22 protein-coding genes are annotated in these 22,878 nt (G+C 65.6%); 10 read left to right on the forward strand and 12 right to left on the reverse strand.

Going from position 1 to position 22,878, the window contains the following annotated elements:
* Positions 1–28 precede the first annotated feature (28 nt).
* The 6 genes from XpruCFBP8353_RS00610 to XpruCFBP8353_RS00635 all read right to left on the reverse strand — a co-directional run bounded on the left by XpruCFBP8353_RS00610 (position 29) and on the right by XpruCFBP8353_RS00635 (position 5,974).
* Positions 29–727: a rhomboid family intramembrane serine protease gene (locus tag XpruCFBP8353_RS00610; RefSeq protein WP_101361471.1), complete on the reverse strand. Its 699-nt coding sequence runs from the start codon at positions 725–727 to the stop codon at positions 29–31.
* Between the two features lie 40 nt (positions 728–767).
* The gene (locus tag XpruCFBP8353_RS00615) at positions 768–1,175 is read right to left on the reverse strand and encodes an MGMT family protein (RefSeq protein WP_101361472.1); all 408 of its coding nucleotides are present in this window, start codon (positions 1,173–1,175) and stop codon (positions 768–770) included.
* A 218-nt stretch (positions 1,176–1,393) separates the two neighbouring features.
* Positions 1,394–2,764, reverse strand: a complete 1,371-nt coding sequence (gene gorA / locus XpruCFBP8353_RS00620) for a glutathione-disulfide reductase (RefSeq protein WP_101361473.1) — start codon at positions 2,762–2,764, stop codon at positions 1,394–1,396.
* A complete protein-coding gene (locus tag XpruCFBP8353_RS00625) occupies positions 2,761–4,011 on the reverse strand; it encodes an NAD(P)/FAD-dependent oxidoreductase (RefSeq protein WP_101361474.1) in 1,251 nt (416 codons plus the stop codon). The genes gorA and XpruCFBP8353_RS00625 overlap by 4 nt, the downstream gene beginning before the upstream one ends.
* Before the next feature lie 7 nt (positions 4,012–4,018).
* A complete protein-coding gene (locus XpruCFBP8353_RS00630; RefSeq protein ID WP_101361475.1) occupies positions 4,019–5,263 on the reverse strand; it encodes a DUF418 domain-containing protein in 1,245 nt (414 codons plus the stop codon).
* A 231-nt stretch (positions 5,264–5,494) separates the two neighbouring features.
* Positions 5,495–5,974: an FKBP-type peptidyl-prolyl cis-trans isomerase gene (locus XpruCFBP8353_RS00635; protein ID WP_101361476.1), complete on the reverse strand. Its 480-nt coding sequence runs from the start codon at positions 5,972–5,974 to the stop codon at positions 5,495–5,497.
* A 109-nt stretch (positions 5,975–6,083) separates the two neighbouring features.
* Here XpruCFBP8353_RS00635 and XpruCFBP8353_RS00640 point away from each other — a divergent pair, with 109 nt between their 5' ends.
* Positions 6,084–6,626 (forward strand): C40 family peptidase, encoded by a 543-nt coding sequence (locus XpruCFBP8353_RS00640; protein WP_101362411.1) that lies wholly within the window; start codon positions 6,084–6,086, stop codon positions 6,624–6,626.
* A 109-nt stretch (positions 6,627–6,735) separates the two neighbouring features.
* Positions 6,736–7,485, forward strand: coding sequence for a C40 family peptidase (locus tag XpruCFBP8353_RS00645; RefSeq protein WP_101361477.1), 750 nt, complete (start codon positions 6,736–6,738; stop codon positions 7,483–7,485).
* Between the two features lie 213 nt (positions 7,486–7,698).
* Here the strand turns inward: XpruCFBP8353_RS00645 and XpruCFBP8353_RS00650 are convergent, their stop codons facing one another.
* Positions 7,699–8,190 (reverse strand): acyl-CoA thioesterase, encoded by a 492-nt coding sequence (locus XpruCFBP8353_RS00650; protein WP_101361478.1) that lies wholly within the window; start codon positions 8,188–8,190, stop codon positions 7,699–7,701.
* A 341-nt stretch (positions 8,191–8,531) separates the two neighbouring features.
* On the opposite strand from XpruCFBP8353_RS00650, the gene XpruCFBP8353_RS00655 reads away from it, so the two are divergent.
* On the forward strand, positions 8,532–9,263 hold the full coding sequence (locus XpruCFBP8353_RS00655) for a hypothetical protein (RefSeq protein ID WP_101361479.1): 732 nt from the start codon (positions 8,532–8,534) through the stop codon (positions 9,261–9,263).
* A 10-nt stretch (positions 9,264–9,273) separates the two neighbouring features.
* On the opposite strand, the gene XpruCFBP8353_RS00660 is transcribed toward XpruCFBP8353_RS00655, so the two are convergent.
* Positions 9,274–10,101: a class I SAM-dependent methyltransferase gene (locus XpruCFBP8353_RS00660; protein WP_101361480.1), complete on the reverse strand. Its 828-nt coding sequence runs from the start codon at positions 10,099–10,101 to the stop codon at positions 9,274–9,276.
* Positions 10,102–10,110: 9 nt separating this feature from the next.
* The gene (locus XpruCFBP8353_RS00665; RefSeq protein WP_101361481.1) at positions 10,111–11,451 is read right to left on the reverse strand and encodes a dicarboxylate/amino acid:cation symporter; all 1,341 of its coding nucleotides are present in this window, start codon (positions 11,449–11,451) and stop codon (positions 10,111–10,113) included.
* 114 nt (positions 11,452–11,565) lie between these two features.
* Here XpruCFBP8353_RS00665 and XpruCFBP8353_RS00670 point away from each other — a divergent pair, with 114 nt between their 5' ends.
* From XpruCFBP8353_RS00670 to XpruCFBP8353_RS00695, 5 genes are all read left to right on the forward strand, one after another.
* Positions 11,566–13,299: an alkaline phosphatase gene (locus tag XpruCFBP8353_RS00670; protein ID WP_101361482.1), complete on the forward strand. Its 1,734-nt coding sequence runs from the start codon at positions 11,566–11,568 to the stop codon at positions 13,297–13,299.
* Positions 13,300–13,668: 369 nt separating this feature from the next.
* Positions 13,669–14,973, forward strand: a complete 1,305-nt coding sequence (tilS, locus tag XpruCFBP8353_RS00675; RefSeq protein ID WP_101361483.1) for a tRNA lysidine(34) synthetase TilS — start codon at positions 13,669–13,671, stop codon at positions 14,971–14,973.
* 31 nt (positions 14,974–15,004) lie between these two features.
* Positions 15,005–15,265 (forward strand): exodeoxyribonuclease VII small subunit, encoded by a 261-nt coding sequence (locus tag XpruCFBP8353_RS00680; RefSeq protein ID WP_003486852.1) that lies wholly within the window; start codon positions 15,005–15,007, stop codon positions 15,263–15,265.
* 1 nt (position 15,266) lies between these two features.
* Positions 15,267–16,142 carry a polyprenyl synthetase family protein gene (locus XpruCFBP8353_RS00685; protein ID WP_101361484.1) on the forward strand — a complete coding sequence of 292 codons (876 nt, stop codon included), beginning with the start codon at positions 15,267–15,269 and terminating at the stop codon, positions 16,140–16,142.
* A gap of 462 nt (positions 16,143–16,604) precedes the next feature.
* Positions 16,605–17,702: a M35 family metallo-endopeptidase gene (locus XpruCFBP8353_RS00695; protein WP_101361486.1), complete on the forward strand. Its 1,098-nt coding sequence runs from the start codon at positions 16,605–16,607 to the stop codon at positions 17,700–17,702.
* Positions 17,703–17,770: 68 nt separating this feature from the next.
* Here the strand turns inward: XpruCFBP8353_RS00695 and XpruCFBP8353_RS00700 are convergent, their stop codons facing one another.
* Together XpruCFBP8353_RS00700 and pmbA are read right to left on the reverse strand one after the other, a co-directional pair.
* Positions 17,771–18,235, reverse strand: a complete 465-nt coding sequence (locus XpruCFBP8353_RS00700; protein ID WP_101361487.1) for a DUF4870 domain-containing protein — start codon at positions 18,233–18,235, stop codon at positions 17,771–17,773.
* 98 nt (positions 18,236–18,333) lie between these two features.
* Positions 18,334–19,701: a metalloprotease PmbA gene (gene pmbA, locus XpruCFBP8353_RS00705; RefSeq protein WP_101361488.1), complete on the reverse strand. Its 1,368-nt coding sequence runs from the start codon at positions 19,699–19,701 to the stop codon at positions 18,334–18,336.
* Between the two features lie 146 nt (positions 19,702–19,847).
* Between pmbA and yjgA the strand changes: the two genes are divergently transcribed.
* Positions 19,848–20,429, forward strand: a complete 582-nt coding sequence (yjgA, locus tag XpruCFBP8353_RS00710; RefSeq protein ID WP_101361489.1) for a ribosome biogenesis factor YjgA — start codon at positions 19,848–19,850, stop codon at positions 20,427–20,429.
* A gap of 151 nt (positions 20,430–20,580) precedes the next feature.
* On the opposite strand, the gene tldD is transcribed toward yjgA, so the two are convergent.
* The gene (gene tldD, locus XpruCFBP8353_RS00715) at positions 20,581–22,026 is read right to left on the reverse strand and encodes a metalloprotease TldD (RefSeq protein ID WP_101361490.1); all 1,446 of its coding nucleotides are present in this window, start codon (positions 22,024–22,026) and stop codon (positions 20,581–20,583) included.
* A 96-nt stretch (positions 22,027–22,122) separates the two neighbouring features.
* On the opposite strand from tldD, the gene XpruCFBP8353_RS00720 reads away from it, so the two are divergent.
* The gene (locus tag XpruCFBP8353_RS00720) at positions 22,123–22,875 is read left to right on the forward strand and encodes a DUF6065 family protein (protein WP_101361491.1); all 753 of its coding nucleotides are present in this window, start codon (positions 22,123–22,125) and stop codon (positions 22,873–22,875) included.
* Positions 22,876–22,878 lie beyond the last annotated feature (3 nt).

Consider the following 22,878-nt stretch of genomic DNA (forward strand, 5'->3'; position numbering starts at 1 on the left):
CACGCGGAACAACGCCGCATTGCCTGCCTCAACGCACCACGCGCAACGGCGGCTTGCGTCCCTTGCCACCGCCCTTCTTTCCACCGCTGCCACCAAATGGCGACTGGCCACGCCAATAGCGGATCATCAGCCAGCCGAACAGCATGCCGCCCAGATGCGCGAAGTGGGCAACACCGGGCTGCCAGCCGGTTGCGCCGAGGAACAGTTCGATCGCACCGAACACGATCACGAATGTGCGCGCCTTCATCGGAATCGGCGGGAACAGCAGCATCACGCGCTGATTCGGGAACAGCATGCCGTAGGCCAGCAGCAAGCCGAACACACCGCCCGACGCGCCCACCACCGGCGCACCGCTTTGCGTGAACCAGGCCATCAACAGCTGACACACGCCGGCACCGGCCACACAGACCAGGTAGTAGGTCAGAAAGCGCTTCTGACCCCAGGTCTGCTCCAACGGCGCGCCGAACATGAAAAGTGCCAGCATGTTGAAGAACAGGTGGTTGAAGCCGCCATGCAGGAACGCGTAGGTCAGCAACTGCCAGGGCATGAAGCTGGCGCCCGGCGAAAACGCATCGAAGCCGTTGGACAGCGGCCACAACATCAGCCACGACAACACGCTGTCCGATGGCAGCACGCCGGCACCCAGGTCGCCCACCGCCCACTGCAGCAGGAACAAGCCGATGTTGGCGATCAATAATGCTTTGGTGATGGGCGGCAGTTGAGGCATGGCGGCATCCTTCGGAGTACTGCCGATGATAACGGCAAGCTTATGAAGGCCCCCACATGGCCGCATCCAGGCGCTGCGCGGCACTGGCACGGCGCACACGGCCCCGTTCCACCTGGACACCTTCGGCGCGCAGGCGCTGGCATTGCTCGCGATAGCCCGCCGAGCCGTCGGGCAAGGCGATTCGGCCATCGCTGCGCAAGACGCGGTGCCAGGGCAGCTGCGGATCATCGTGACCACTGAGCACGCGCGCCACCAGCCGCGCACGGCCCGGCAAGCCGGCGCGCCGAGCAACTTCCCCGTAACCGGCGACCTCGCCCACGGGAATCGCACGGATCACCTCAAGAATCCGCAGCCGCGCCTGCTCGCCGGACAGCGCCTGCTCCTTGGAGCCGGCGCGCGCAGCAAGGCTGGCAGATGGGCTCGGCGTTCGATGGCGAGATTTGAACATCGCACAAGCATGCCAGCTGATGGTGTGCGTGTGCGCATCGAACCCTTCATGCGAAGGGAAGGTTACAAGCCCCTCTCCCATCGGAAGAAGGTAGCGCGCAGCGCCGGATGAGGGTACGGCTGCAGCTGGATAGCGCAGTCTGGCATTGATCGCGGTATCGCCTGATGCAGCGCCACGTGGCGACCAACATCGATTCACGACAGCGACGCCACCGCCCCTCAATGCATCAACACAATCTCTTCAGACGAAGTGGGATGAATCGCCACGGTCTCGTCGAAGTCGCGCTTGGTCGCGCCCATCTTCACCGCCACCGCAAAGCCTTGCAGCATTTCGTCGGCGCTCTCGCCCAGCAGATGCAGGCCGACCACACGCTCTGCTTCGCCCACGCACACCAGCTTGAACAGACTGCGCTGCGGCGCATCGGCCAGCGCGTGCAGCATCGGACGGAAGTTGCTGCGATAGACGCGTACCTCGCCGTTGTAACGCGCGCGCGCCTGTTCCTCGGTCAGCCCGACAGTGCCAAGCGGCGGGTGCGAAAACACCACACTGGGCACGCCTTCGTAGTCCATCCGCGCGTCCGGTTGATTGCCGAACAGGCGGTCCATCAACTTGCGACCCGCAGCGATCGCCACTGGCGTCAGCCCGACCTTGCCGCCGACATCGCCGATCGCGTGAATATTCGGCACGTTGGTGGTCTGCCCGTCGTCCACTATCACTTCGCCCTTATCGCCGAGTACCACACCTACCGTGTCCAGGCCCAGCCCGGCGGTATTGGCGCGGCGGCCTGCCGCAAAGAACACCTTGTCGAAAACATCGTTGCCCTGCTCGCGCGGATGCACGGAATGACCACGCACACGCAGCGCCCCCTGCGCATCGCGCTCCAGCGCCGTCGTGGTGAAACCGAAATGCAGCCGCACACCCAGATGCCGCAGGTTGTCGGCCAACTGCAAGGTCAGTTCCGCATCGAAGCGCTCCAGCAAGCGTTCGCCTTGCACAAACAGATGCACGCGACTCCCCAAGGCCTGCAGCAACCCGGCGATTTCCACCGCGATATAACCGCCGCCGATAATCGCGACCTGCTCAGGCGCATGACAGAGATTGAAGAAATCGTCGGAGACTTCGCCGTGTTCTGCACCTTCCACGTCCGGGCGCAGCGGGTGTGCACCAGTGGCGATCACGATGTACTCGGCGGTCACTGGCACGCCGTCGCTGCCCATGATGGTGTGGCGGTCCTGCAGCACACCGCGCTGCGGGATCAACACCACACCATCTTGATTGAGGCGGCGTCGATAGCTGGCGTGGATATTGGCGATATATCCCTGCCGATGCGTGACCAGCTCCTGCCAGGCCAGCGTCGGGCGCGACACAGTAAATCCCAACGCCCCTGCCAACTCGATCTTGCCGGCCAGATCGGCCGCCAGCCACATCGCCTTTTTCGGCACGCAGCCGAGATTGACACAGGTGCCGCCCAAGTCACCGGGTTCCATGATCGCAACGCGCACGCCATGTTTTGCTGCACGAAATCCTGCGGCAAGGCCGCCAGAGCCGCCGCCCAGAATCACCACGTCGTAGTCGTAACGCGCACTCATGCGAAACGTTCCGCCCGGTAAGGATGCGGGTCCAGCGCAGGTGCGCGGCCCGTGATCAGGTCGGCCATCAATTGTCCGCTTGCAGTGCTCATGCTGATGCCGAGCATGCCATGCCCGGCTGCGAGCCAGACGTGAGGATAGCCCGGCACTGCGCCCAATACCGGCACATCGTCCCAGGTCATCGGCCGCCATCCGTACCAGCGTTCGATCACGGCAGGACCGCACGGCGCATGCAGGTACTCGGCCGCCGCGCGTTCCAATGCTGCCAGGCGTGTGGCGTTGAGCTGCGTATTGCGCCCGGAAAATTCCATCGTGCTGCCGATGCGCAGGCGGTCACGCCACGGCACCACGAACACCCAGCGGTCCTTCAACACGACCGGGCGACGCGGCATCAGCGGCGGCGCACTGTAGGTGATCGAATAGCCTTTGCCAGCCTGCACCGGCAAGCGCAGGCCAAGTTGCGCCGCCAACACCGGTGACCACGGTCCGGTCGCGATGACCACCTCGCGCGCATGGCGCTTGCCATGCTCGGTCTGCACGCAGGTTCCAGCTGTATCCGGCACGAGGGCCTGCACACGGCAGTGCGCATCGATCGCCACGCCACGCGCGCGCAGCACTCTCGCCAGCTCAGCGGTGTAACGCTCCGGGCGCAGATGCGCATCGCCAGGGAAATGGATCGCGCCTGCAATACCATCGCAAAATGCGGGATCCTGGCGCACATAGTCCGCACCATCGATCACCTCTGCCCGGATGCCCCACTGCGCCAACAGTGCGCATTCGTCGCGATACTGCGCAAAGCGACGCGCGTCGCCGAACACATAATCCAGCCCGTCGCTGCGAAATTCGCAGTCCAGCGCATACCGTACCACCCACTCGTCGAAGCGCTGCCGCGCATCGTGCAGCAACGCCGCGCGCGCATGCGCGCTGGACTGCCAATCGCGTGCATTGCAACGCTGTGCGAAGCGCAGCAGCCAGCGCCATAACCCGGGATCCAGACGTGGCGGGATATACAGCGGCGCATCCGGGGTGAACATCCATTTTACTGCCTGCGCGAGCATGCCGGGCGCCGCCAGTGGGGGCGCATGGCTCGGCGTGATGGTGCCGCAATTGCCGTAAGAGGTCGCCGCCCCGGGCGCACCGGCATCGAGCACACGTACTTGCCGACCTGCTTCGACAAGTGCCAGCGCGGTGGCCAGGCCAATCGCGCCCGCGCCAATCACCAGTACATCATCGCGATCGGTACGCATGCAGGCGCTACCCGGCGCGCTTGGCGTCGCGCCACATCGGCGGAATATGCAGATAGGTCACGCTGCGCCACAGCCATTCCATCGGCCCGAAGAGGAACCAATGCAACCAACACCGACTCAGCAGCACCTGGAGCGCAAAGAACGCCAGCGCGAACGGCAATTGCCACACACGCGGCAGCTGCTCGAAATAACCCAGCCCGTAGCCGTAGAAGATCCCGGTGCAGACCAGCGATTGCAGCAGGTAGTTGCTCAATGCCATCCGCCCCGCTGGCGCAAGCCACGCCAGACGCGGTGCTAAACGCACCACCCAGGCGGCATAGCCCAGGCACATCAACGGCCCGGCGATCAGCGACAGCGCGAACGCACCGGACAGGCGCATGTCCAGCCGCGCCGGATCGATCCACGGTTCCAATGCATAACTTGTCAGCATCACGCCCAGCCCGAGTGGCAACACGGCATAGCGCAGCGTTGCAAACAAGCGCGGGAAGCGCTCGGGCGCGGCGATCGCGCCGCTGCGTACGAACCAAGTCCCGAGCAGGAACATGCCAAGCATGACCGGACCGTTGATGCTGAGGCCGGTCATGGCCTCCTGAACGTCATGCCATCGCTGCACCGTTGCCTGCAGATAGGTGCCGCTGCCGAATGCCGCGCGCTGCGCCTGCACATTCGCCAGTGCCTGCTGCGCGGCATCGGCCATCGCCGCTTTCCACTGTACCGCTGCGACAGGATCGGCCTGCGCCAGTTCGCTGGCCACGCCATACAGCAAGGTCACCCCAGGTGCGCACAGGTACACCAACGCGGCCAACCACGGCAGCGTGATCATTGGCACGTTGCGCGCGCTCAGTAGCAGCAACGCCAGCAGCGCATAGGTCACCAGGATGTCGCCGGACCACACCAGCAAGGCATGGGCAAGCCCGATTGCCAACAGCGCCAGGGTGCGACGTAGATACAGGCCGAAGAATGCGCGCCCGGCCTGCGCGGCGCGCTGCGCCATCGCCGCAAAGCCCATCCCGAACAACAACGAAAACAGCGTGTAGAACTTGCCTTGCACAAACACGTAAACCAGCGCGTCGGCAACTCGGTCGGCACCATGCCAATGCGGGTCGACGCCGGTCATGGCCAGATCGAGCGGCCCGACGAAGGCTTCCATGTTCATCAACAGGATGCCCAGCAGCGCCACGCCGCGCAGGACGTCCAGCACGACGATGCGCTCGGTCGCAGCAATGGGAAACAAGACGTTGCGGGATGTCATCACGGCTCAGGCAACCAGGTGCGGCGGCGCGCGCCGCAGAATGCAAACGGCCCGCCGATGGGGCGAGCCGTCAGCAACAGCAATCACGCCAGCTCGGCGACAGACCGATGCGTAGGGACGAGCTGTGCGTGGATCTTATGCAACGTCGCAGCGCCCAACGCCTGGCATACGACAGCTGGGCACTCGTGCGCTATCGACCCAACTCGCGCGCAACCACATGCCTGCTCGATCTCAGTGGTGATGACCGCCGTCACCGTGCACATGACCATGGTCGCGCTCTTCGGCGGTGGCTTCACGCACTTCGATGATTTCCACGTCGAAATGCAGATCCTTGCCGGCCATCGGGTGATTGAGGTCCACATCGACCACGCTCATGCCGACCTTCTGCACGGTGACCGCACGCGGGCCGAAGTTGGTCTGCAGCACGACCTGGGTGCCGGGCACCAGCTTGGTGGCGCCGAAATGCTTCTTGGGCACGCGCTGGCTCAGGCCTTCGCGGTATTCGCCATAGGCGTCGGTCGCCTTGACGTCCACGCCGAAGCTCTCGCCGGCTTGCTTGTCCATCATGGCCGCTTCCAGGCCCGGGATGATGTTGCCGTGGCCGATCATGATCGCCAACGGGTCACGCTCCTTGGAGCTCTCGATCGGCTCCTGGCCAATCTCGGAAACGGTGTAGTGGAAGCGGACGACGCTGTCTTTTTCGATCTTCATGCCTGGCTCTGAATGGGCTGCCCGGTGGCAGACGGTGGAAGACGGCTTGTCGGCCGCCGGGTGCGCCGCCATCATGGCGACCTTTCGAACCGCCCATTATCCCGGCTCCATGCATATCACGCCAGTTTTCGCCGCCCGCCGCCGGCGCGTCGCGGCCAGCCTGTTGCTGGGCCTGCTGCTCTTGGGCGGTTGTTCGTCGCAAGCGCCGGTCCGGCGCCCAGCCACACCGCCGCCGGCATCGCGCGTATGGCCGCAGGTCCCCCCAGCCGACCCGGCCGCTGCCAACAACATCTTGATGCGCGCCTTGGGGCTGGTGGGCACGCCGTACCGGTTCGGCGGCAACACGCCGGAGACCGGCTTCGACTGCAGCGGGCTGGTGACCTATGTCTACAAAGACGTGCTGGCACTCGCGCTGCCACGCACCTCGCGCGAACTGGCCGCGATCCAGGGCCCACGCATCCCGCCCGAGCGGCTTGCCACCGGCGATCTGGTGTTTTTCGGCTCCGGCGGCAGCGTGACCCACGTCGGCATTTATGTTGGTGAAGGCCGCTTCGTGCATGCTCCCACCACCGGCGGTACGGTCCGCCTGGATTTTCTTGATGGCGCCTACTGGCGCGACCATTATTCAGGTTCAAAGCGGGTTTTGCACTGAAATGTGATGTGCATCACAAGTCATAAAACGGAAATTTAACTTTTTTTGAACGTAACGATTCGTTCACCAGGGCATCATCTCGCATCGACAGCAGAACTGTGATTCCCGCGTGACGAACGACGAACAGACCAAAACTGGCGCCGCACCGCTTCCGCCCCGGAAACCGCTCCGCCTGCTATGCGCCACCGCTCTCTGGCTTGCAGCACTTCCCGCGTTGGCTCAGACCGCCAACAGCACCCCGTCCGCTCCGCAGACGACCACGCCAGACAGCGCCGTCGCCGCCGAGAAAGCCGCAACCCGTAGCCGCGCAGACGCCGCTGCTACCGCAACACTGGCCGCCCTGCTTCCGCACCTGGCCGCCAATGACGCTATTCCTCTGATGGACCGCTCGGCGATGTTCGCTGGGGACCTCAGCCGCCTGCTCGCCAATTATGACGTTTCGCAGAGCGCGGCCAATGCTGCCCAGAATGCCGTGGCCGATAGCCGCGTGCAGGTGATCCTGCAGCGCGCCATGGCGCTGCTCGGCACCCCGTACGTCTGGGGCGGCGAGTCCACCGAAGGATTCGACTGCAGCGGCCTGGTCGGCTACGTGTTCAAGACCGCGCTCGGCATCGACCTGCCGCGCGTCTCGCGCGACATCGCCCGCGATGAATCGGCCGAACTGATCAAGGACCCGAGCGCGCTGAAGGCCGGAGACCTGGTGTTCTTCGGCAAGCGCGGCCGTATCGACCATGTCGGTCTGGTGGTCGGCGACGGCAAGTTCCTGCACGCACCCAGCCGCGGCAAGGACGTGCGGGTTGACTCGCTGGCGAGCGGCTACTGGAGCGAGAAGTTCATCCAGGCGCGCCGGGTGCTGTAACGCCCGCTTGCTTCGGCTCAGTCATGAAAGGCCGCGACGATCTCGCGGCCTTTTTGTTGCGTTTGTTGCGAGGGCTGGGCCGCTCCTTCATGCGCCCGCCGCGTGGCATGTCCCAGCGCATACAGGCACACGTGCCAGGCAAGCCAGCTGCAGGCTGCATCTGCCACAGCGCCTGCCATCGGGCAGCTGATGTCCCGGCGCGCACAATGCCGGTTATTGCGAGGTATCGGCCCTGTAATGCGCCATGGTGTCCTCGATCCCCTTGCTCAACTCCATCACCTTGAGCGCGTATTCGGCCAGGCGCTGATCTTCCGGCGTGTCGGGCCGCCAGGACGGCACTTCCACCGGGGTGACGCCGTCCGGGTCCATCGCCACAAACACGATGATGCAATGGGTGCACAGGCGCGAGTCGCCCCCCATCGGGCTGCGCGCGCGTACATCGATGGCGAAATGCATGCTGCTGCGGCCGGTGTAGACCAGCTTGGCCGACACCGCCACCAGATCGCCGATGCGTACCGGCGCCACGAAACGGATGCCCCCCACCGCCACGGTGACGCAATAATGCCCGCTCCAGCCGCTGGCCGCCGCAAAACCCACCTGGTCGATCCACTTCATCACCACGCCGCCATGCACCTTGCCGCCGAAGTTGACGTCGCTGGGCTCGGCCAGAAAACGAAATGTCAGATCACGCTGTTGGCCAATCACTGCACGCTCTGGTCAAGGGATGAGCCGAAAGTGTGCCATGCGCGCGCGTTGAAAGGATTCGCCCCCGCGCACTCGGATGCGCCAACGCACAACGCGCCCCTGCGCCTGCCTTGCAGGTCTCCCGCGCCCGCAACATGTTGTTACGAAGCCTCCACACAGCAAAAGCGCGCGCGCCGCAGGCCTTTGAGCGATCGCTTGCGCGCTCGGCACCGGCAAGCTCCTCATCGACCACCGGTTCCTGGACATGTGGCACCTCTGCAGCCAAGCGCGTGCACGCGTCATCGAAAGTCACTTACCCTCGGCATCCGGGCAAGGCTGCCGGCAGCAGGAGGCATCGCGTCATGTCGGACCGAAGACGATTCACCATCGAGCATGCACGGCGGCATCTGGAACGCGACGGTTGGCCGCGCCTGCAGATGAGCGCCATCGTGTCGATCACCGCGACAGGCGGGCTGCTGGCCTCGTTCCTGCTGCGCAATGCCGGCGTGGACGCGATGGTGGTGCGCTACCCGATGGCGACGCTGGTTGCCTATGGCCTGTTCCTGCTGCTGATGTGGGCATGGGTGCGATGGCGCAACGACGTGGATGGCGAGTTGGTGAGCGACTGCGTCGATCTCGGCAGCAGCGCGGCGCAAGACACCTCGGGATGGGCCGGCAACGGCGGCAACTCCAGCGGCGCAGGTCATTCGGGCACGTGGAGCGCGCCATCCGGATCCGTCTTGGATGCTTCGGGCGACGGCGCACTCCCGGACTTCATCAATGGCGAGGCCGGTCTGCCGATCTTGGCGCTATTGGCAGTGCTGGCCGCGGCCGCAGTCGCCATCGTTGCTGCCGCCTGGGTGGTGTGGTCGGCGCCGGTATTGATGGCCGAGCTTCTGGTGGACGCGGCACTGGCAGGCGGGCTGTATCACCGCATGCGCGGCGTGCAGGTGCAAGGCTGGTGGTGGTTATGCGTTCGCCACACGCTGTGGCCGCTGCTCGGCGTGCTGACGTTCTTCATCGTGGTCGGCGCAGTCGCGCAGCACACCGCGCCGCACGCAACGACATTGCTGGAAGCCGTACAGGCGCGATGACGGCGCCGAGTTACCGCCCCTGGTTGTCCTGCTTGCGAAGACACAACCATGGGAAATGCGGTTGCCGCAGCTTGAGCATGCGGCGCAGGCGCGCGCGCAGCTGGCGCGGATCGAACAGCCACTGCACCGCGAACGGGTCGAAGACGGCGTAGGTGTGCTGGTGATACTGCTCGGCCAGTGCCGGCACGCCCAGGCCGGTGAAATAGCGCAGGCTGCGTGCAGCGCTTTGGTCGGCACGTTGCCGGTCTGGATACAGCGGGCTGTCGAGGATGTGCAACTCGCCACCGTCGCGCAGCTGCGCAAGCAGGTGGCGCACCAAAGCGGCAGGATGCGGGAAATACTGGATGCACGCCGGCACCACGATGACGTCGAAGACATCGTGCGGCAGCGCCACGGTCTGGATGTCGGCAGCGACGAAACTCAGGCGTTCCTCGTGGCCGAACACGCGTGCGGCTTGGGTGAGTTCGGTGCGATTGACGTCGATGCCGCAGACGTCGCGCTGCAGCGACTGCGCCAGCAAACGCGATAGCCAGCCATTGCCGCAACCGAGTTCAAGGATGGCGCCTACGCTGCCACGCGCCTGCAGGTGCTGCATCAGCAATCTGCTGGACAGCGCGCGCACCTGCCATTCCAGGCTGGCACCGAGCTTGCCGCTGGGACGCGGCAGGCTGCGCACCTGCGCATCGGTGTAGAGCCGACCTTCCTTGCGCCGGATCTCCAGGTATTGCTGCTCGAACGGGTGGTCGGGCAAACCGCGCTGCACGAACACGCCATCGACGCTCTCTAGCTCGGGCAGTTGCTGCAGCCGTTCGCGCAGCATGGGAAATCCGGCACGCATGCAACAGCCTCAGCGCAGTGGCCTGGCACTGTCTGCAGGCGGATCTTCCAGCCCGACATTGGTCGACGCCGCGTCGTAGATGCTCTTGTCGAGCAAGCCGGTTTCCTTGGCCACCAGCACCGGCACCAGCATTTGCCCGGTGACGTTGGTCATGGTGCGCATCATGTCGAGGATGCGATCGATTGCATACAGATAGCCGATCACTTCCAGCGGCAGATTGGCCGCACTCAGCACCACCGTGGCCATGATCACCGCGGTTCCCGGCACACCGGCGGTGCCGAAGCTGCCCAGCACCGAGGCGATCAACACCACGAAGTATTGGTTGGCCGTCAATGGCACGCCGGTGTATTGGGCGATGAACACCGCGCACAGCGCCGGGTAGATCGCCCCACAACCGTCCATCTTGATGCTGGCGCCCAGCGGCACCGCAAACGCGGCGTAGTCCTTGCTGACCCCCAGATTGTGGGTAATCGAACGCATCGCCACCGGCATCGCGGCAAAGCTCGACGAACTGACGAAGGCCACCTGCATGCCAGGCGCCGCACCGCGGAAGAACTTCCACGGATTGAGCCCGTGCGCCAGTAACAGGCTGCTGTAGACCACCAGGATATGCAGGCCGCAGGCCACATACAGCGCGAGCACGAAACTGCCGAACGGCAGCAGTTTCGAAAAACCGTAGCTGCCCACCAGGCCGGCAATCAGGCCGAAGGTGCCCAGCGGGGTCATCTCCAGCACGAAGCGCGTCACCTGGATCATGATGTCGCTCAGCTGCCCGGTGAGCTTGCGCGCCTCGGCCACCCGCTCGCCGAGCTTGACCATCGCAAAGCCGAGCAACGCGGCAAAGAAGATCACCGGCAGGATCGACCCGCGCCCGGCAGCCAGCACGGTCTCGCCGGCCGCATTGGTCTTGGTGCCGATGCCGGTCAATGCATAGAACGGGTTGGACGGCACCACGTCCAGCAACACCTTGATCGGGCTGGGCACATCGCGCGGCTTCCACGCCGAGTCCACGCTCAGGCTGAAATGCCCGGCGCCCGGCTGCATGATCGTGCCCACCGCAAGGCCGATGCCGACCGCCAGCGCGGCGGTGATCACGAACCACAGGAAGGTGCGGCCGCCGAGCGCGGCGACCGACTTCTGCCCGTGCAACGACGAGATCGCATTGATCACCGCAAAGAACACCAGCGGGATCGCGATCATCTTGATCAGCGTGACGTACAGGTCGCCGAGGGGGCCGAACCACACATCGGCCGCCGGGCCCATCAACGCCCCGGCAATCGCGCCGAGAACGAAGCCGGCCACCACGCGCTGCCAGAACGGAATGCGCAACCAGGCCGCAACCAGTTTCATGTCGTCGAATCATCCGGGGGAGAGTGCATGCACCTTAGCGCAGGCCTGCTTTGCCCGCGAGACCACGACTGGAACAGCAGCGTGTCATCCGTGCGACGGACCCGGGCCGGCATAATGGGGGCTGATTCAGTCACGAGTTCGAACCCGATGCGTTACCGTCTGCCTGCCCTCGCCGCCCTGACCACGCTGTGCGTCGCTGCCTGCGCCTCCACCGCCGGGAGCAGCGCCTCCGCACCTGCGTCGGTCCGCGTCGAGGTGCCGCCGGTGACGCATCCGGCCGGCGAGACCCCGCAGTGGTGGTACCGCTCCGGCGCCGCACGTGCGGCCGGCAATGGCGCCATGGCCGGCAAGGCGCGCAACGTCATCCTGTTCCTGGGCGACGGCATGAGCCTGACCACGGTGGCGGCCGCGCGCATCCTGGATGGCCAGCGCAAGGGCGGCCCCGGCGAAGAGAACCTGCTGTCCTGGGAGCAATTCCCCGCTACCGCCTTCAGCAAGACCTACAACACCGATTCGCAGACGCCGGATTCGGCCGGCACCATGACCGCGATCACCACTGGTGTGAAGTCGCACATGGGCGCGATCGGCGTCAGCAGCGGCAACCGCAGCGACTGCGCCGACAGTTTGAACAAGGGGCTGCTGAGCTGGTTGCAGCTGGCCGACAGCGCCGGCATGGCCACCGGTGTGGTCACCACGACCCGCCTGACCCACGCCACCCCGGCGGCGACCTACGCGCATTCGCCGGATCGCAACTGGGAAAACGACACCGACCTGCCCGAGTCCGCGCGTACCGCAGGCTGCCAGGACATCGCCCAGCAGCTGTTGTCGACCGCGCGCTACGGCCGCGGCCCGCAGGTGGTGCTGGGCGGCGGCCGCAGCCAGTTCCAGACCGTGCAGGAGCGCGACCCGGAGTACGACGACAAGGTGGGCCTGCGCCTGGACGGCCGTGACCTGGTTGCCGAATGGAAACAGGCGCATCCGCAGGGCGCGTATGTCTGGAACGAGCAGCAACTGCAGGCCGCCACCGGCGCACCCGCGCTGCTGGGCCTGTTCGAGCCGGACCATATGCAGTTCGACCACGACCGCAACCGCTCCCCGCAGGGCGAGCCCAGCCTGACCGAAATGACCCGCACCGCGATCCAGTCGCTGTCGCGCGATCCCAACGGCTTCGTGCTGATGGTCGAAGGCGGCCGTATCGATCACGCCAACCACGCCGGCAATGCCTACCGCGCCCTCGATGAAACGGTGTCGCTGTCGGATGCGGTGCGCACCGCCGTGCAAACCGCACCGGCCGACACGTTGATCATCGTCACCGCCGACCATTCGCACACGCTCAACTTCGTCGGCTACCCGGTGCGCGGTAATCCGATCCTGGGCAAGGTCCGCGGCACCGGCGGCGAAGAAGGCGACCGCAGCCAGCTGGCCACCGACCTGGCAGGCCAGCCCTACACCACCCTCAGCTATGCCAATGGCCCCGGCCACACCGGCGCGACCAATGCACAGCCGGCCGGACCGAAAAAGTACCCGCACGAACCCAGCAGCAGCGAGCCGACCCACGGCCGGCCCGACCTCACCCATGTCGACACCGAAGCGCCCAGCTACATGCAGGAAGCGCTGGTACCGACCAAGTCCGAAAGCCATGGCGGCGAAGACGTCGGCATCTGGGCCACCGGGCCCGGTAGCGCGGCCTTCCGCGGCACGCTGGAAGAGAACGTGATCTACCACGTCATCGTCCAGGCCACTCCGCGTCTGCGCGAGCGCCTGTGCAAGGCCGGCACCTGCGATGCCGCCGGCGTGCCGGTCGAGTTGCCCAAGCCGACCACCTTCAAGGCGGCGGCCAAACGCTGATGCGCGGGCGGCGCTGCGGCGATGGTCGACAAGCCGGCGCATGATGCGGTCGCCGCATCGACGGTCAACCCACCTGGCTTGCGTTGCAGGAGCGATGGGCGGTAAGGCCTGGGACAGCCCGCAGCAGCGGGTTGGGTGCTTTGCGGCGGGAGTGGCAGCAGGGCATCGGTGCGGTGACCGCAGACAGCAACGCGATGTCCGAGTCGCGGAAGCTGCGCACCGATGTTCGAACTGCATCGCGCAGGGAACGACGGGATTATCGATGGCACAGCAGCAACAAGCGTGGCAGGCAGGCGACCGCTCGGCAATCGCGCAGCGCGTGCAGCCGCCGCTCGCCCGCCGCGCAGGATGGGCCGCAGGATTGCGCCTGTGCTGACCGACACCCCGCTACTGCTGCCCGCCATCCCGCCCGGCCCAGTACTGCTGGCCTACAGCGGAGGGATGGATTCCAGCGTGCTGCTGCATTTGCTGGCGGCCATGCCGCGTTATCGCCAAGCAGGATTGCGCGCGCTGCATGTGCATCACGGGCTGCATGCCGGTGCCGACGCCTGGGCCACGCATTGCCAACGCACCTGCGCTGCGCTGCAGGTGCCGTTGCAGATCGTGCAGGTGCACGTCGAGCGCGATAGCGGCCTTGGTCTGGAAGCAGCAGCGCGCAACGCGCGCCACACCGCATGCGCGCGCGCACTTGCCGCTGGCGAGTGGCTGGCGCTGGCGCACCATCGCGACGATCAGGCCGAAACGTTCCTGCTGCGTGCGCTGCGCGCTTCCGGCCCGGAAGGGCTGGCGGCGATGCGCCCGCAGCGTCCGTTCGCCAACGGCACGCTGTGGCGCCCACTGCTGGCGTACACCCGCGCCGATCTGCTCGCCTATGCGCTCGCGCAAGAGTTGCGCTGGATCGAAGATCCCAGCAACGCCGACCCACGCCACGACCGCAATTTCCTGCGCAGCCAGGTGTTGCCGTTGCTGCAGCAACGCTGGCCGCAAGCAGCCGATGCGCTGGCGCGTAGCGCGCAACTGAGCGCCGATGCCAGCGCATTATTGCTGCTGCAGGACATGGCGTTGTTGCCAAGCGTGCGTACCGCAAGCGGCGCGCTGGATCTGCACGCGTTGCGTGCGCAACCTAGCGAACGAAGGACACGGCTATTACGCGCCTGGGTGAGCGCGGCGCACGCGCCGCCACTGCCTGCGCAAGGCGTGGCCGCACTGGAACGCGAAATCGACAATTTCGACGCAGATCGGCAGGCGTGCTTCGCATGGCAGCAGGTAGAAGTCCGCCGTTGGCGCCAGTGCCTGTTTCTGCATTGCCCCGTTGCGGCCTGGCCGTCGAACTGGCAAGCGTCGTGGGATGGCACAGCACCGCTGCAATTGCCCGATGGTGCACAGTTACGGTTGCATGGCGCGCCGGGTCTGCGTTTTGCGCAACCGCTGCTGGTGCGCGCGCGCCAGGGCGGCGAGCGCATCGTGTTGCCACGGCGCTCGCATTCGCATCGCCTCAAACATTTGCTGCAGGCACTCGATCTACCGCCGTGGGAACGCGAGCGCCTGCCGATCCTGTGGCAAGGCACGCAGGTGCTTGCTGCCGGCGATTGCATCATTTCCGGCAACTTGGACGCATGGTTGCAGGCGAACGCCGCATCGCTGCAATGGTGCGCAATTGCCGATCCGAATTGACCCGCCTGCGCGCGCGCCGCACACTTTAGCGATGGCCAAGAAGTCCTTGAACGAAACGTCCCCGGTTGCCCGCTTCGAACAGTCGCTGGAAGAACTCGAGCAACTGGTGCAAAAGATGGAAGTCGGCGATCTGAGCCTGGAGCAATCGCTCACGGCCTATGAGCGCGGCATCGGGTTGTACCGCGATTGCCAGCAGGCGCTGGAACAGGCCGAACTGCGCGTGCGCCTGTTGACCGACCCTGCGCGCCCCGAGCTTGCCGAAGCCTTCGAACCGCCGTCGCTGGACGGCTGAGGTGAATTCGGCGCTGTTCGACCACTGGATCGCCCGCACCGAACGCAGCCTGGAGGCCGGCTTGCCGAGCGCCACACAGGCGCCGCAGCGCCTGCATGCAGCGATGCGTCACGCGGTGCTGGGCGGTGGCAAGCGCATGCGGCCGCTGCTGGTCTATGCAAGCGGCGCATTGTTCGATGCCGCCGAGGATCAGCTCGACACGCCCGCAGTGGCGGTGGAGCTGATTCACGCCTATTCGCTGGTGCATGACGACTTGCCGGCAATGGACGACGACGCGCTGCGACGCGGCCAGCCCACCGTGCATATCGCCTTCGACGAAGCCACCGCCATTCTGGCCGGCGATGCCTTGCAGACGCGCGCTTTCGAATTATTGGCCACTGCATCGGCCAGCGCCGAACTGCGCGTGGGCTGGATGCAGAGCTTGGCCACCGCCGCGGGTGCGGCCGGCATGTGCGGCGGCCAGGCACTGGATATCGATGCGACTGGGCAACTGCAGTCGTTGCAGGACCTGCAACGTATGCATGCGCTCAAGACCGGCGCGTTGATCCGCGCGGCAGTGCGGATGGGCGCGCTCACCGGCGGCGCGGCGACGGCCGACCAGCAGCGCCTGGACGAATTTGCCGACGCGCTGGGCCTGGCCTTCCAAGTGCGCGACGACATTTTGGATGTGGAATCGAGCTCAGCGCAGTTGGGCAAGACCGCCGGCAAGGACGCAGCGCAATCCAAATCCACCTACCCCGCCCTGCTCGGGATGGACGGCGCCAAGGCGAAGCTGACCGAGCTGGCCACGCGCATGCATGACGTGCTGCAACCCTACGGGCAACCAGGCGAGACATTGGTCAGCTTGGGCCGATTTGCGGTGGACCGCGCGCACTAGACGCAGCTGGCAACACCTCTGCACATCGCAGTGAGGGGATGCGGCAGAGGCCGAATCGATCGTCGGCATCCGACCAGACGCCACGTCATGTCGTCGCATGGATGGCCATATATCCGCCGTGCGTGACATAAAACCGGACCCGCAGGACACGATTTGCGCACTCCGTGTGCCAGCGCACGGTCAGCGGCTGCAGTGCGATCTTCAAACCAGAGAACTTGATCACACATCGAAACTTTTCTTGCTAGCGTTTGTGTCAGCGACCGACACGCGCGAACCCGCAAATAATGACTAAACGCACATTTTTATGCTGAATTATCAACATCCATGCTATTTCAGCGCCGTTCAGGGCTGTGCTACGGGCAAAAATACGCGCAATGAAACAACTTGTCGCGTCCGCTCGTCCTGCCTAGGTTTGGGGTGCCCGCATCCGCGGACATCCCCCGATCACACGGAGAGTCACTGGTGAAGAACGTTTTTCTCGCATCGTTTGCAGCAGGCACGCTGGCCGTTGTTGGCGTACTCGGATCGGCGCAGGCGCAGTCCGTGCGCGGCCCGGTTCCGTTGACCATCGAACTGTCGCCAGTGGCCGACCAGGCTGGCCGCCATCAAGGCAAGATCGCCGTCACCGTTACCAATCACAGCAGCCAGACCGCACGCGTGCCGACCTATCAGCTGCCGCTGAAGTCGCTGGATAACGGCATTCTGGAAGTGAGCCGCGACGGCAAGCCAGTGGACTACACCGGGCGCCTGGTCAAGCGTGGCCTGCCCAAGGCGGCCGACTTCACCATCCTGCAGCCCGGCCAGAGCGTGAAGGGTGAGGTCGATCTGGCCGGCGCCTACGATCTGTCCACCAGCGGCAACTACACCATCCAGGTGCGCTCGGCGCTGCAGTACGCCTCCTTTTCCGACGGCAGCCTGATGAAGGCGGCCAACGGCGAGCCGGCGGTGGCCACCAGTACCCCGCTCACCGTGTGGCTGGACGGCGCACGCCGTGGCGTGCAGCGCCAGCTCGCGGTCGGCCCGACGGCCGTGGTCAACGGCATCAACTACCTCAACTGCAGCACCACCCGCACCAGCCAGGCCGGCAGTGCGGTCACTGCCGCGCGCAACTATTCGCAGAACGCGCGCAACTACCTCAACGCCGGCAGCACCGGCGCGCGCTACACCACCTGGTTTGGCACCTATAACGCCTCGCGCTACAGCCGGGTCAGCTCCAACTTCGTCAGCATCGACAACGCGCTGGACCAGAACAATGGCCAGCTGACGATCAACTGCAGCTGCGAAGCGGATCTGGCGGACGCCTTCGCCTATGTCTATCCCAACCAGCCGTACGAGATCCATGTCTGCAACGCGTTCTGGAGTGCGTCGACCACCGGCACCGACTCCAAGGCCGGCACCCTGGTGCACGAGACCAGCCACTTCACCGTGGTGGCCGGCACGCAGGACCGCGTCTATGGTCAGTCCGGCGCGCGCAGCCTGGCCCAAAGCAATCCGGCCCAGGCCATCACCAACGCCGACAGCCACGAGTACTTCGCCGAAAACACCCCGGCGCAGAACTGATCGCTCCATCGTCTGAAACGACAAAGGCCCGGCATCGCTGCCGGGCCTTTTGTTTCGCACCGCACCTATTACTTGATCAGGCGCAGCGTGAACGGGTAACGGTAATGCTCGCCGTTGTTGGCCTTGACCGCGGCCAGGATGCAGAACACCAGACTGCCGATCCAGACCAGGGTAGGCAGGAAGAACAGGATGCCGAACGACACCATGGTCAGGATCACCGCCACGATCATGGCCAGGACCACCGTGATCTGAAAATTCAATGCTTCCTTGGCCTGATCGGTGGCAAAGGGTTTGGACGGGCTGGCGTCCTTGCTGATGAGCCAGATCACCAGCGCGCCGACGAAGTAGGTCACGATGCCCAGCAGATGTGCGGCCAGCGCCAGGGTGCGCTCCTCCGACGGCGTGCTGGCGCCGACCGGCGGCGGTGGCGGTACGGCGTGCGATTCGAATTCGCTCATCATGTCTCCCCATGCATGGTTGTGGTGCGGCGGACTATAGCAACGATTCAGCCGGCCACCAGTGCGGGAAGACATGGTCTCGGCGGTGCGCGGCGGCTACCGCCAGGCTGAGCGGCAAGACGCGCGCGCGCCGGGCGCTGTGCAGTTGGCGCAGTAGCCCTGCTCAGCCGCGCTCAGCTATCGCCGGCCACCGTCATGCGGTTGATCAGCACCGAGCCGATCTTGACGTGCGAACGCGGGTCGACATCGCTGCCCACCGCTTCGATGCCGGCGAACATGTCGCGCAAATTTCCGGCGATGGTCAGGCCATCGACCGGATAGGCGATCACGCCGTTCTCGATCCAGAAACCGCCGGCGCCGCGCGAATAATCGCCCGTGACGGGGTTGACGCCGTTGCCCATCAGTTCGGTGACCAGCAGGCCGCGCGACATGCCGGCAATCATCGATGCCAGATCGCCTGCGTTGGCAGTGACCTGCAGGTTATGCACGCCACCCGCATTGGCGGTGGTCTGCAGACCCAGCTTGCGTGCCGAATAGCTGCCCAGCACATAACGCTGCAGCACGCCGTCGGTGATCAATGCCGAGCGCCGCGTCGCCACGCCTTCGCCATCGAACGCCGCCGAGCGCAGACCGCGGCGCAGGTGCGGCAGCTCTTCGATGTTGAACCAGTCTGGAAACAGCGTGGTACCCACGCTGTCGAGCAGGAAGCTGGCGCGGCGATACAGCGCGCCGCCGGAGACTGCGCCGAGTAAGTGACCGACCAGCGAGCGCGCCACTTCCGGCGCGAACAGCACCGGCAATTGACCGGTGGGCAGCGAACGCGGCTGCAGGCGTGCCAGGGTGCGCTCGGCAGCATGACGGCCGATCGCATCCGGTGCTTCCAAGTCTTCGCGCGCCAGTGCGCTGCTGTACCAGCCATCGCGCTGCATACCGTCGCCCTGCCCGGCAATCAGCGCGCAGCTGATCGAATGGTGGGTGCCGCGCTCGCGGCCGATGAAACCGTGCGAATTGGCGTACACCGACAGGCTGAGCCCGGTGCTGGCCGAGGCGCCATCGGAATTGCTGATGCGCGCGTCGGCATCGCGGCCAGCGGTTTCGCAGGCCAGCGCCAGATCCACGGCGGTATCGGCATCCAGTGCCCACGGGTGCCAGCTATCCAGTTCTGGGAATTCGCGCGCCATCAACTCCGGGTCGGCCAGGCCGCTGGCGACGTCGTCTTCGGTGAAACGGGCGATCGCGCAGGCCTGCGCCACGGTGGATTCCAGGCTGGAATCCTGCAGGTCGGCCGTGCTGGCACTGCCCTTGCGCTTGCCGAAGTAGACCGTGACCGCAATGCCGCGGTCGCGGGTGGATTCGACCGTCTCCACATCGCCCAGCCGCACATTGACGTCCAGACCACGCTCTTCGCTGCAGCTCACTTCGGCCTGGGTGGCGCCGGCCGCGCGCGCGCGCTCGAGCAGGCGCTGCGAGATGTCAGTGAGCGCGTCGAGGCGCTGCAGGCTGTCGTCGATGACACGGATTTCGGAAGAGAGTGCGTTCAATGCTTTATCCTTGGAAACGCGGATCCGTCCGCCAAAGCCCGGCCATCCATGACCGGAGTGTTTGAATTCAGTGCGGAGTGTTCCGCCGACGCCCGGCCGTTCGAGGCAGGAGATGTTTATCAACCAAGTTTCGGGATGTAGTGGCAATGCGCGGACGCGATGAAGACACCGGTGAATTTCGCGGCGCCAGCCGTAGCCAGCAGCGGCGCGAAGCGCTTGAGATTTTCGACCTGGGCGAGAAGCTGGTCGCGCTGACCCCGGCGCAGCTGGCCAAGTTGCCGGTGCCCGAATCGCTGATCCCGCATATCGAAGAGAGCAAGCGCATCACCTCGCATATCGCCCACAAGCGGCAGCTGGCGTTTCTGGCCAAGCACATGCGCCGCGAGGACGAGCAGACCCTGGCAGCGATCCGCGATGCGCTGGACGCCAACAGCGACACGGCGCGCCGCGAAGTGGCGGCGATCCACCGGGTCGAGCGCTGGCGCGAACGCCTGCTCGCCGACGGCGACGTGGCGCTGGCCGAGCTGCTGGAAGCCTACCCGGTGGCCGACCGCCAGCAACTGCGTCAACTGGTCCGCAACGCGATCCACGAACGCGCCAAAAACAAGCCCCCGCGTGCCTACCGCGAGCTGTTCCAGGTGCTGCGCGAGCTGTCTCAAGCGCAGGGATCGGAGAGTGGGGATGCGGGATTGGAAGACGACGAATCTGCGTCGGAAGGCGACGAATAGGGATCTGCCCGATCCATCGAGCCCCGCAACGGCCATCCCGGCCGTTGCCAATCCCAAATCCCGGCTCCGGGATCCACCCAAGCGGAACCCACCACGCCTCGCGCATCCCGCTGTTGCGATTCCCCAATCCCGATTCCCGATTCCCGGCATCTCAGGCCTGCGTTCCGCCAACCGTAATGCCGTCGATCAACAGCGACGGCTGGCCGACGCCGACCGGCACGCTCTGCCCGTCCTTGCCGCACACGCCCACGCCTTCATCCAACGCCAGGTCGTTACCGATCATGCGCACTTTCTGCATGGTCTCCGGGCCGTTGCCGATCAACGTAGCGCCCTTCACTGGCGCGGTGACCTTGCCGTCTTCGATCAGGTAGGCCTCGGTCGCCGAGAACACGTACTTGCCGCTGGTGATGTCGACTTGGCCGCCGCCGAAGTTCACCGCGTAGATGCCCTTTTTCACTGAGCGGATCATCTCTTCCGGGTCGTGCTGACCGGCGCGCATGTAAGTGTTGGTCATGCGCGGCATGGTCAGGTGCGCAAATGATTCGCGGCGGCCATTGCCGGTGGGCGCCACGCCCATCAGGCGCGCGTTGTGGGTGTCCTGCATGTAGCCCACCAGCACGCCGTCTTCGATCAGCGTGGTGCACTGGCTGGGCGTGCCTTCGTCGTCGATGTTGAGCGAGCCGCGACGGCCGTCCAGGGTGCCGTCATCGACGATGGTCACGCCCGGCGATGCCACGCGCTCGCCCATGCGGCCGGCGTAGACGCTAGTGCCCTTGCGATTGAAGTCGCCTTCCAGACCGTGGCCCACCGCCTCGTGCAGCAGCACGCCGGGCCAGCCCGGGCCGAGCACCACCGGCATCACGCCGGCCGGTGCCGGGATCGCATCCAGATTCACCAGCGCCTGGCGCAGCGCTTCGCGCGCAAAACCTTCCGGGCGGCCGTCGGCAAACAGTTCGGCATAGCCGTAACGCCCGCCGCCGCCAGAATAACCGGATTCACGACGGCCGCCGTGTTCGACGATCACCTGCACGTTCAAGCGCACCAGCGGGCGCACATCCGCTGCCAGCACGCCGTCGCTGCGGGCGATCAATACCGTATCCACGCCGCCGGACAGACTCACCATCACCTGTTTGACGCGCGGGTCGGCAGCACGCAGAAACTGGTCGATCCGTCGCAACAGGTCGACCTTGGTGGCGCTGTCCATGTCGTCGATCGGGTCGGTGGCCGGGTACAGCGCGCGGCCAGTGCCGCGCACCAGCGAGCGCGTGGATTGCGCTCCACCTTCACGCGAGATCGCGCGCGCGGACTGCGCCGCTTCGAGCAGCGCATCGCGATGGATGTCGTCGGAATAGGCAAAGCCGGTTTTCTCGCCAGCGATCGCGCGCACGCCGACGCCTTGTTCGATGGAGTGCGCACCGTCCTTGACAATGCCGTCTTCCACGCTCCAGCTCTCGCGCCGCGAATGCTGAAAATACAGGTCGCCGAAGTCGATGCCCGGGCCCAGCAGGGCACCGAAGGTGCGGTCCAGATGGCCGGCATCCAGGCCGGAAGGAAGCAGCAGCCGGGTTTCGGCCAGGGTGAGAGCGTTATCGGTCATGTGGTCAGGATGGGGCCCGCGCGCCGGGGAGACAAGTCGTTCCGCTGAACATGCGCGCAGCTATTATCGCCAGCCAGCTCTTCACCGATCGCCCGCATGAAGCTCATCGCCCACGTTCTGGACGGCCACACGCTGGACATCCGCCCTGCCCCGCATGAGCGCGCGTGGATGGACGCCACCGACCAACGCTACGCCTACCGCTGCCTGCCGCTGGCGATTGCCAATGCGCATGGCTGGGAACTGCTGTGCCAGTCCGGTTTCGAAGCCCGCTGGGACGGCAGCGACGCGCTGACGGCGATCACCATCACGGCCGATGCAGACACGGTGGCACCGGCGATCAGCCACTTCGGCTATGGCGTGCTGACCTTCCATGTGCCCTGCCTGTTCCGCACCGACAGCGGTATCGACCTGTTCGTCACCGGGCCCTTGAACCGGCCCAAGGACGGCATCGGCGCGCTGAGCGGCATGGTGGAAACCGACTGGAGTCCGCACACCTTCACCATGAACTGGCGTTTCACCCGGCCCGGGCGGGTGCGCTTCGAGGCGGGCGAGCCGTTCTGTCACCTGTTCCCGCTACAGCGACAATTGATCGAGCAGGTGCAGCCGCAGTGGAAGCCGCTCTCCGAGGCGCCGCAACTGGCGCAGCAGCATGCCGACTGGACCCACAGCCGCACGCGCTTTCTCGATGAATTGCCCGATGCGCACTCGGCGGCAGCGCGCGAAAAATGGCAGCGTGGCTACTTTCTTGGCGTGGCCGCACCGGGGCAGCCGCCAGCGCCGGGGCATCGTTCGCGCCTGCGTTTGCCAATGTTTACGCGTGCCGGCAGCGACGAAACCCCGGCCGTCTGAGTG

It is taken from the genome of Xanthomonas prunicola, assembly GCF_002846205.1.
Lineage (GTDB): Bacteria > Pseudomonadota > Gammaproteobacteria > Xanthomonadales > Xanthomonadaceae > Xanthomonas > Xanthomonas prunicola.

Bases quoted from the DNA above. Each gene is read 5' to 3' on its own strand.
- XpruCFBP8353_RS00610 (WP_101361471.1), bottom strand. From the start codon at position 727: ATGCCTCAACTGCCGCCCATCACCAAAGCATTATTGATCGCCAACATC.
- XpruCFBP8353_RS00615 (WP_101361472.1), bottom strand. From the start codon at position 1,175: ATGTTCAAATCTCGCCATCGAACGCCGAGCCCATCTGCCAGCCTTGCT.
- gorA (WP_101361473.1), bottom strand. From the start codon at position 2,764: ATGAGTGCGCGTTACGACTACGACGTGGTGATTCTGGGCGGCGGCTCT.
- XpruCFBP8353_RS00625 (WP_101361474.1), bottom strand. From the start codon at position 4,011: ATGCGTACCGATCGCGATGATGTACTGGTGATTGGCGCGGGCGCGATT.
- XpruCFBP8353_RS00630 (WP_101361475.1), bottom strand. From the start codon at position 5,263: ATGACATCCCGCAACGTCTTGTTTCCCATTGCTGCGACCGAGCGCATC.
- XpruCFBP8353_RS00635 (WP_101361476.1), bottom strand. From the start codon at position 5,974: ATGAAGATCGAAAAAGACAGCGTCGTCCGCTTCCACTACACCGTTTCC.
- XpruCFBP8353_RS00640 (WP_101362411.1), top strand. From the start codon at position 6,084: ATGCATATCACGCCAGTTTTCGCCGCCCGCCGCCGGCGCGTCGCGGCC.
- XpruCFBP8353_RS00655 (WP_101361479.1), top strand. From the start codon at position 8,532: ATGTCGGACCGAAGACGATTCACCATCGAGCATGCACGGCGGCATCTG.
- XpruCFBP8353_RS00660 (WP_101361480.1), bottom strand. From the start codon at position 10,101: ATGCGTGCCGGATTTCCCATGCTGCGCGAACGGCTGCAGCAACTGCCC.
- XpruCFBP8353_RS00665 (WP_101361481.1), bottom strand. From the start codon at position 11,451: ATGAAACTGGTTGCGGCCTGGTTGCGCATTCCGTTCTGGCAGCGCGTG.
- XpruCFBP8353_RS00670 (WP_101361482.1), top strand. From the start codon at position 11,566: ATGGGGGCTGATTCAGTCACGAGTTCGAACCCGATGCGTTACCGTCTG.
- XpruCFBP8353_RS00680 (WP_003486852.1), top strand. From the start codon at position 15,005: ATGGCCAAGAAGTCCTTGAACGAAACGTCCCCGGTTGCCCGCTTCGAA.
- XpruCFBP8353_RS00700 (WP_101361487.1), bottom strand. From the start codon at position 18,235: ATGTCTTCCCGCACTGGTGGCCGGCTGAATCGTTGCTATAGTCCGCCG.
- yjgA (WP_101361489.1), top strand. From the start codon at position 19,848: ATGCGCGGACGCGATGAAGACACCGGTGAATTTCGCGGCGCCAGCCGT.
- tldD (WP_101361490.1), bottom strand. From the start codon at position 22,026: ATGACCGATAACGCTCTCACCCTGGCCGAAACCCGGCTGCTGCTTCCT.
- XpruCFBP8353_RS00720 (WP_101361491.1), top strand. From the start codon at position 22,123: ATGAAGCTCATCGCCCACGTTCTGGACGGCCACACGCTGGACATCCGC.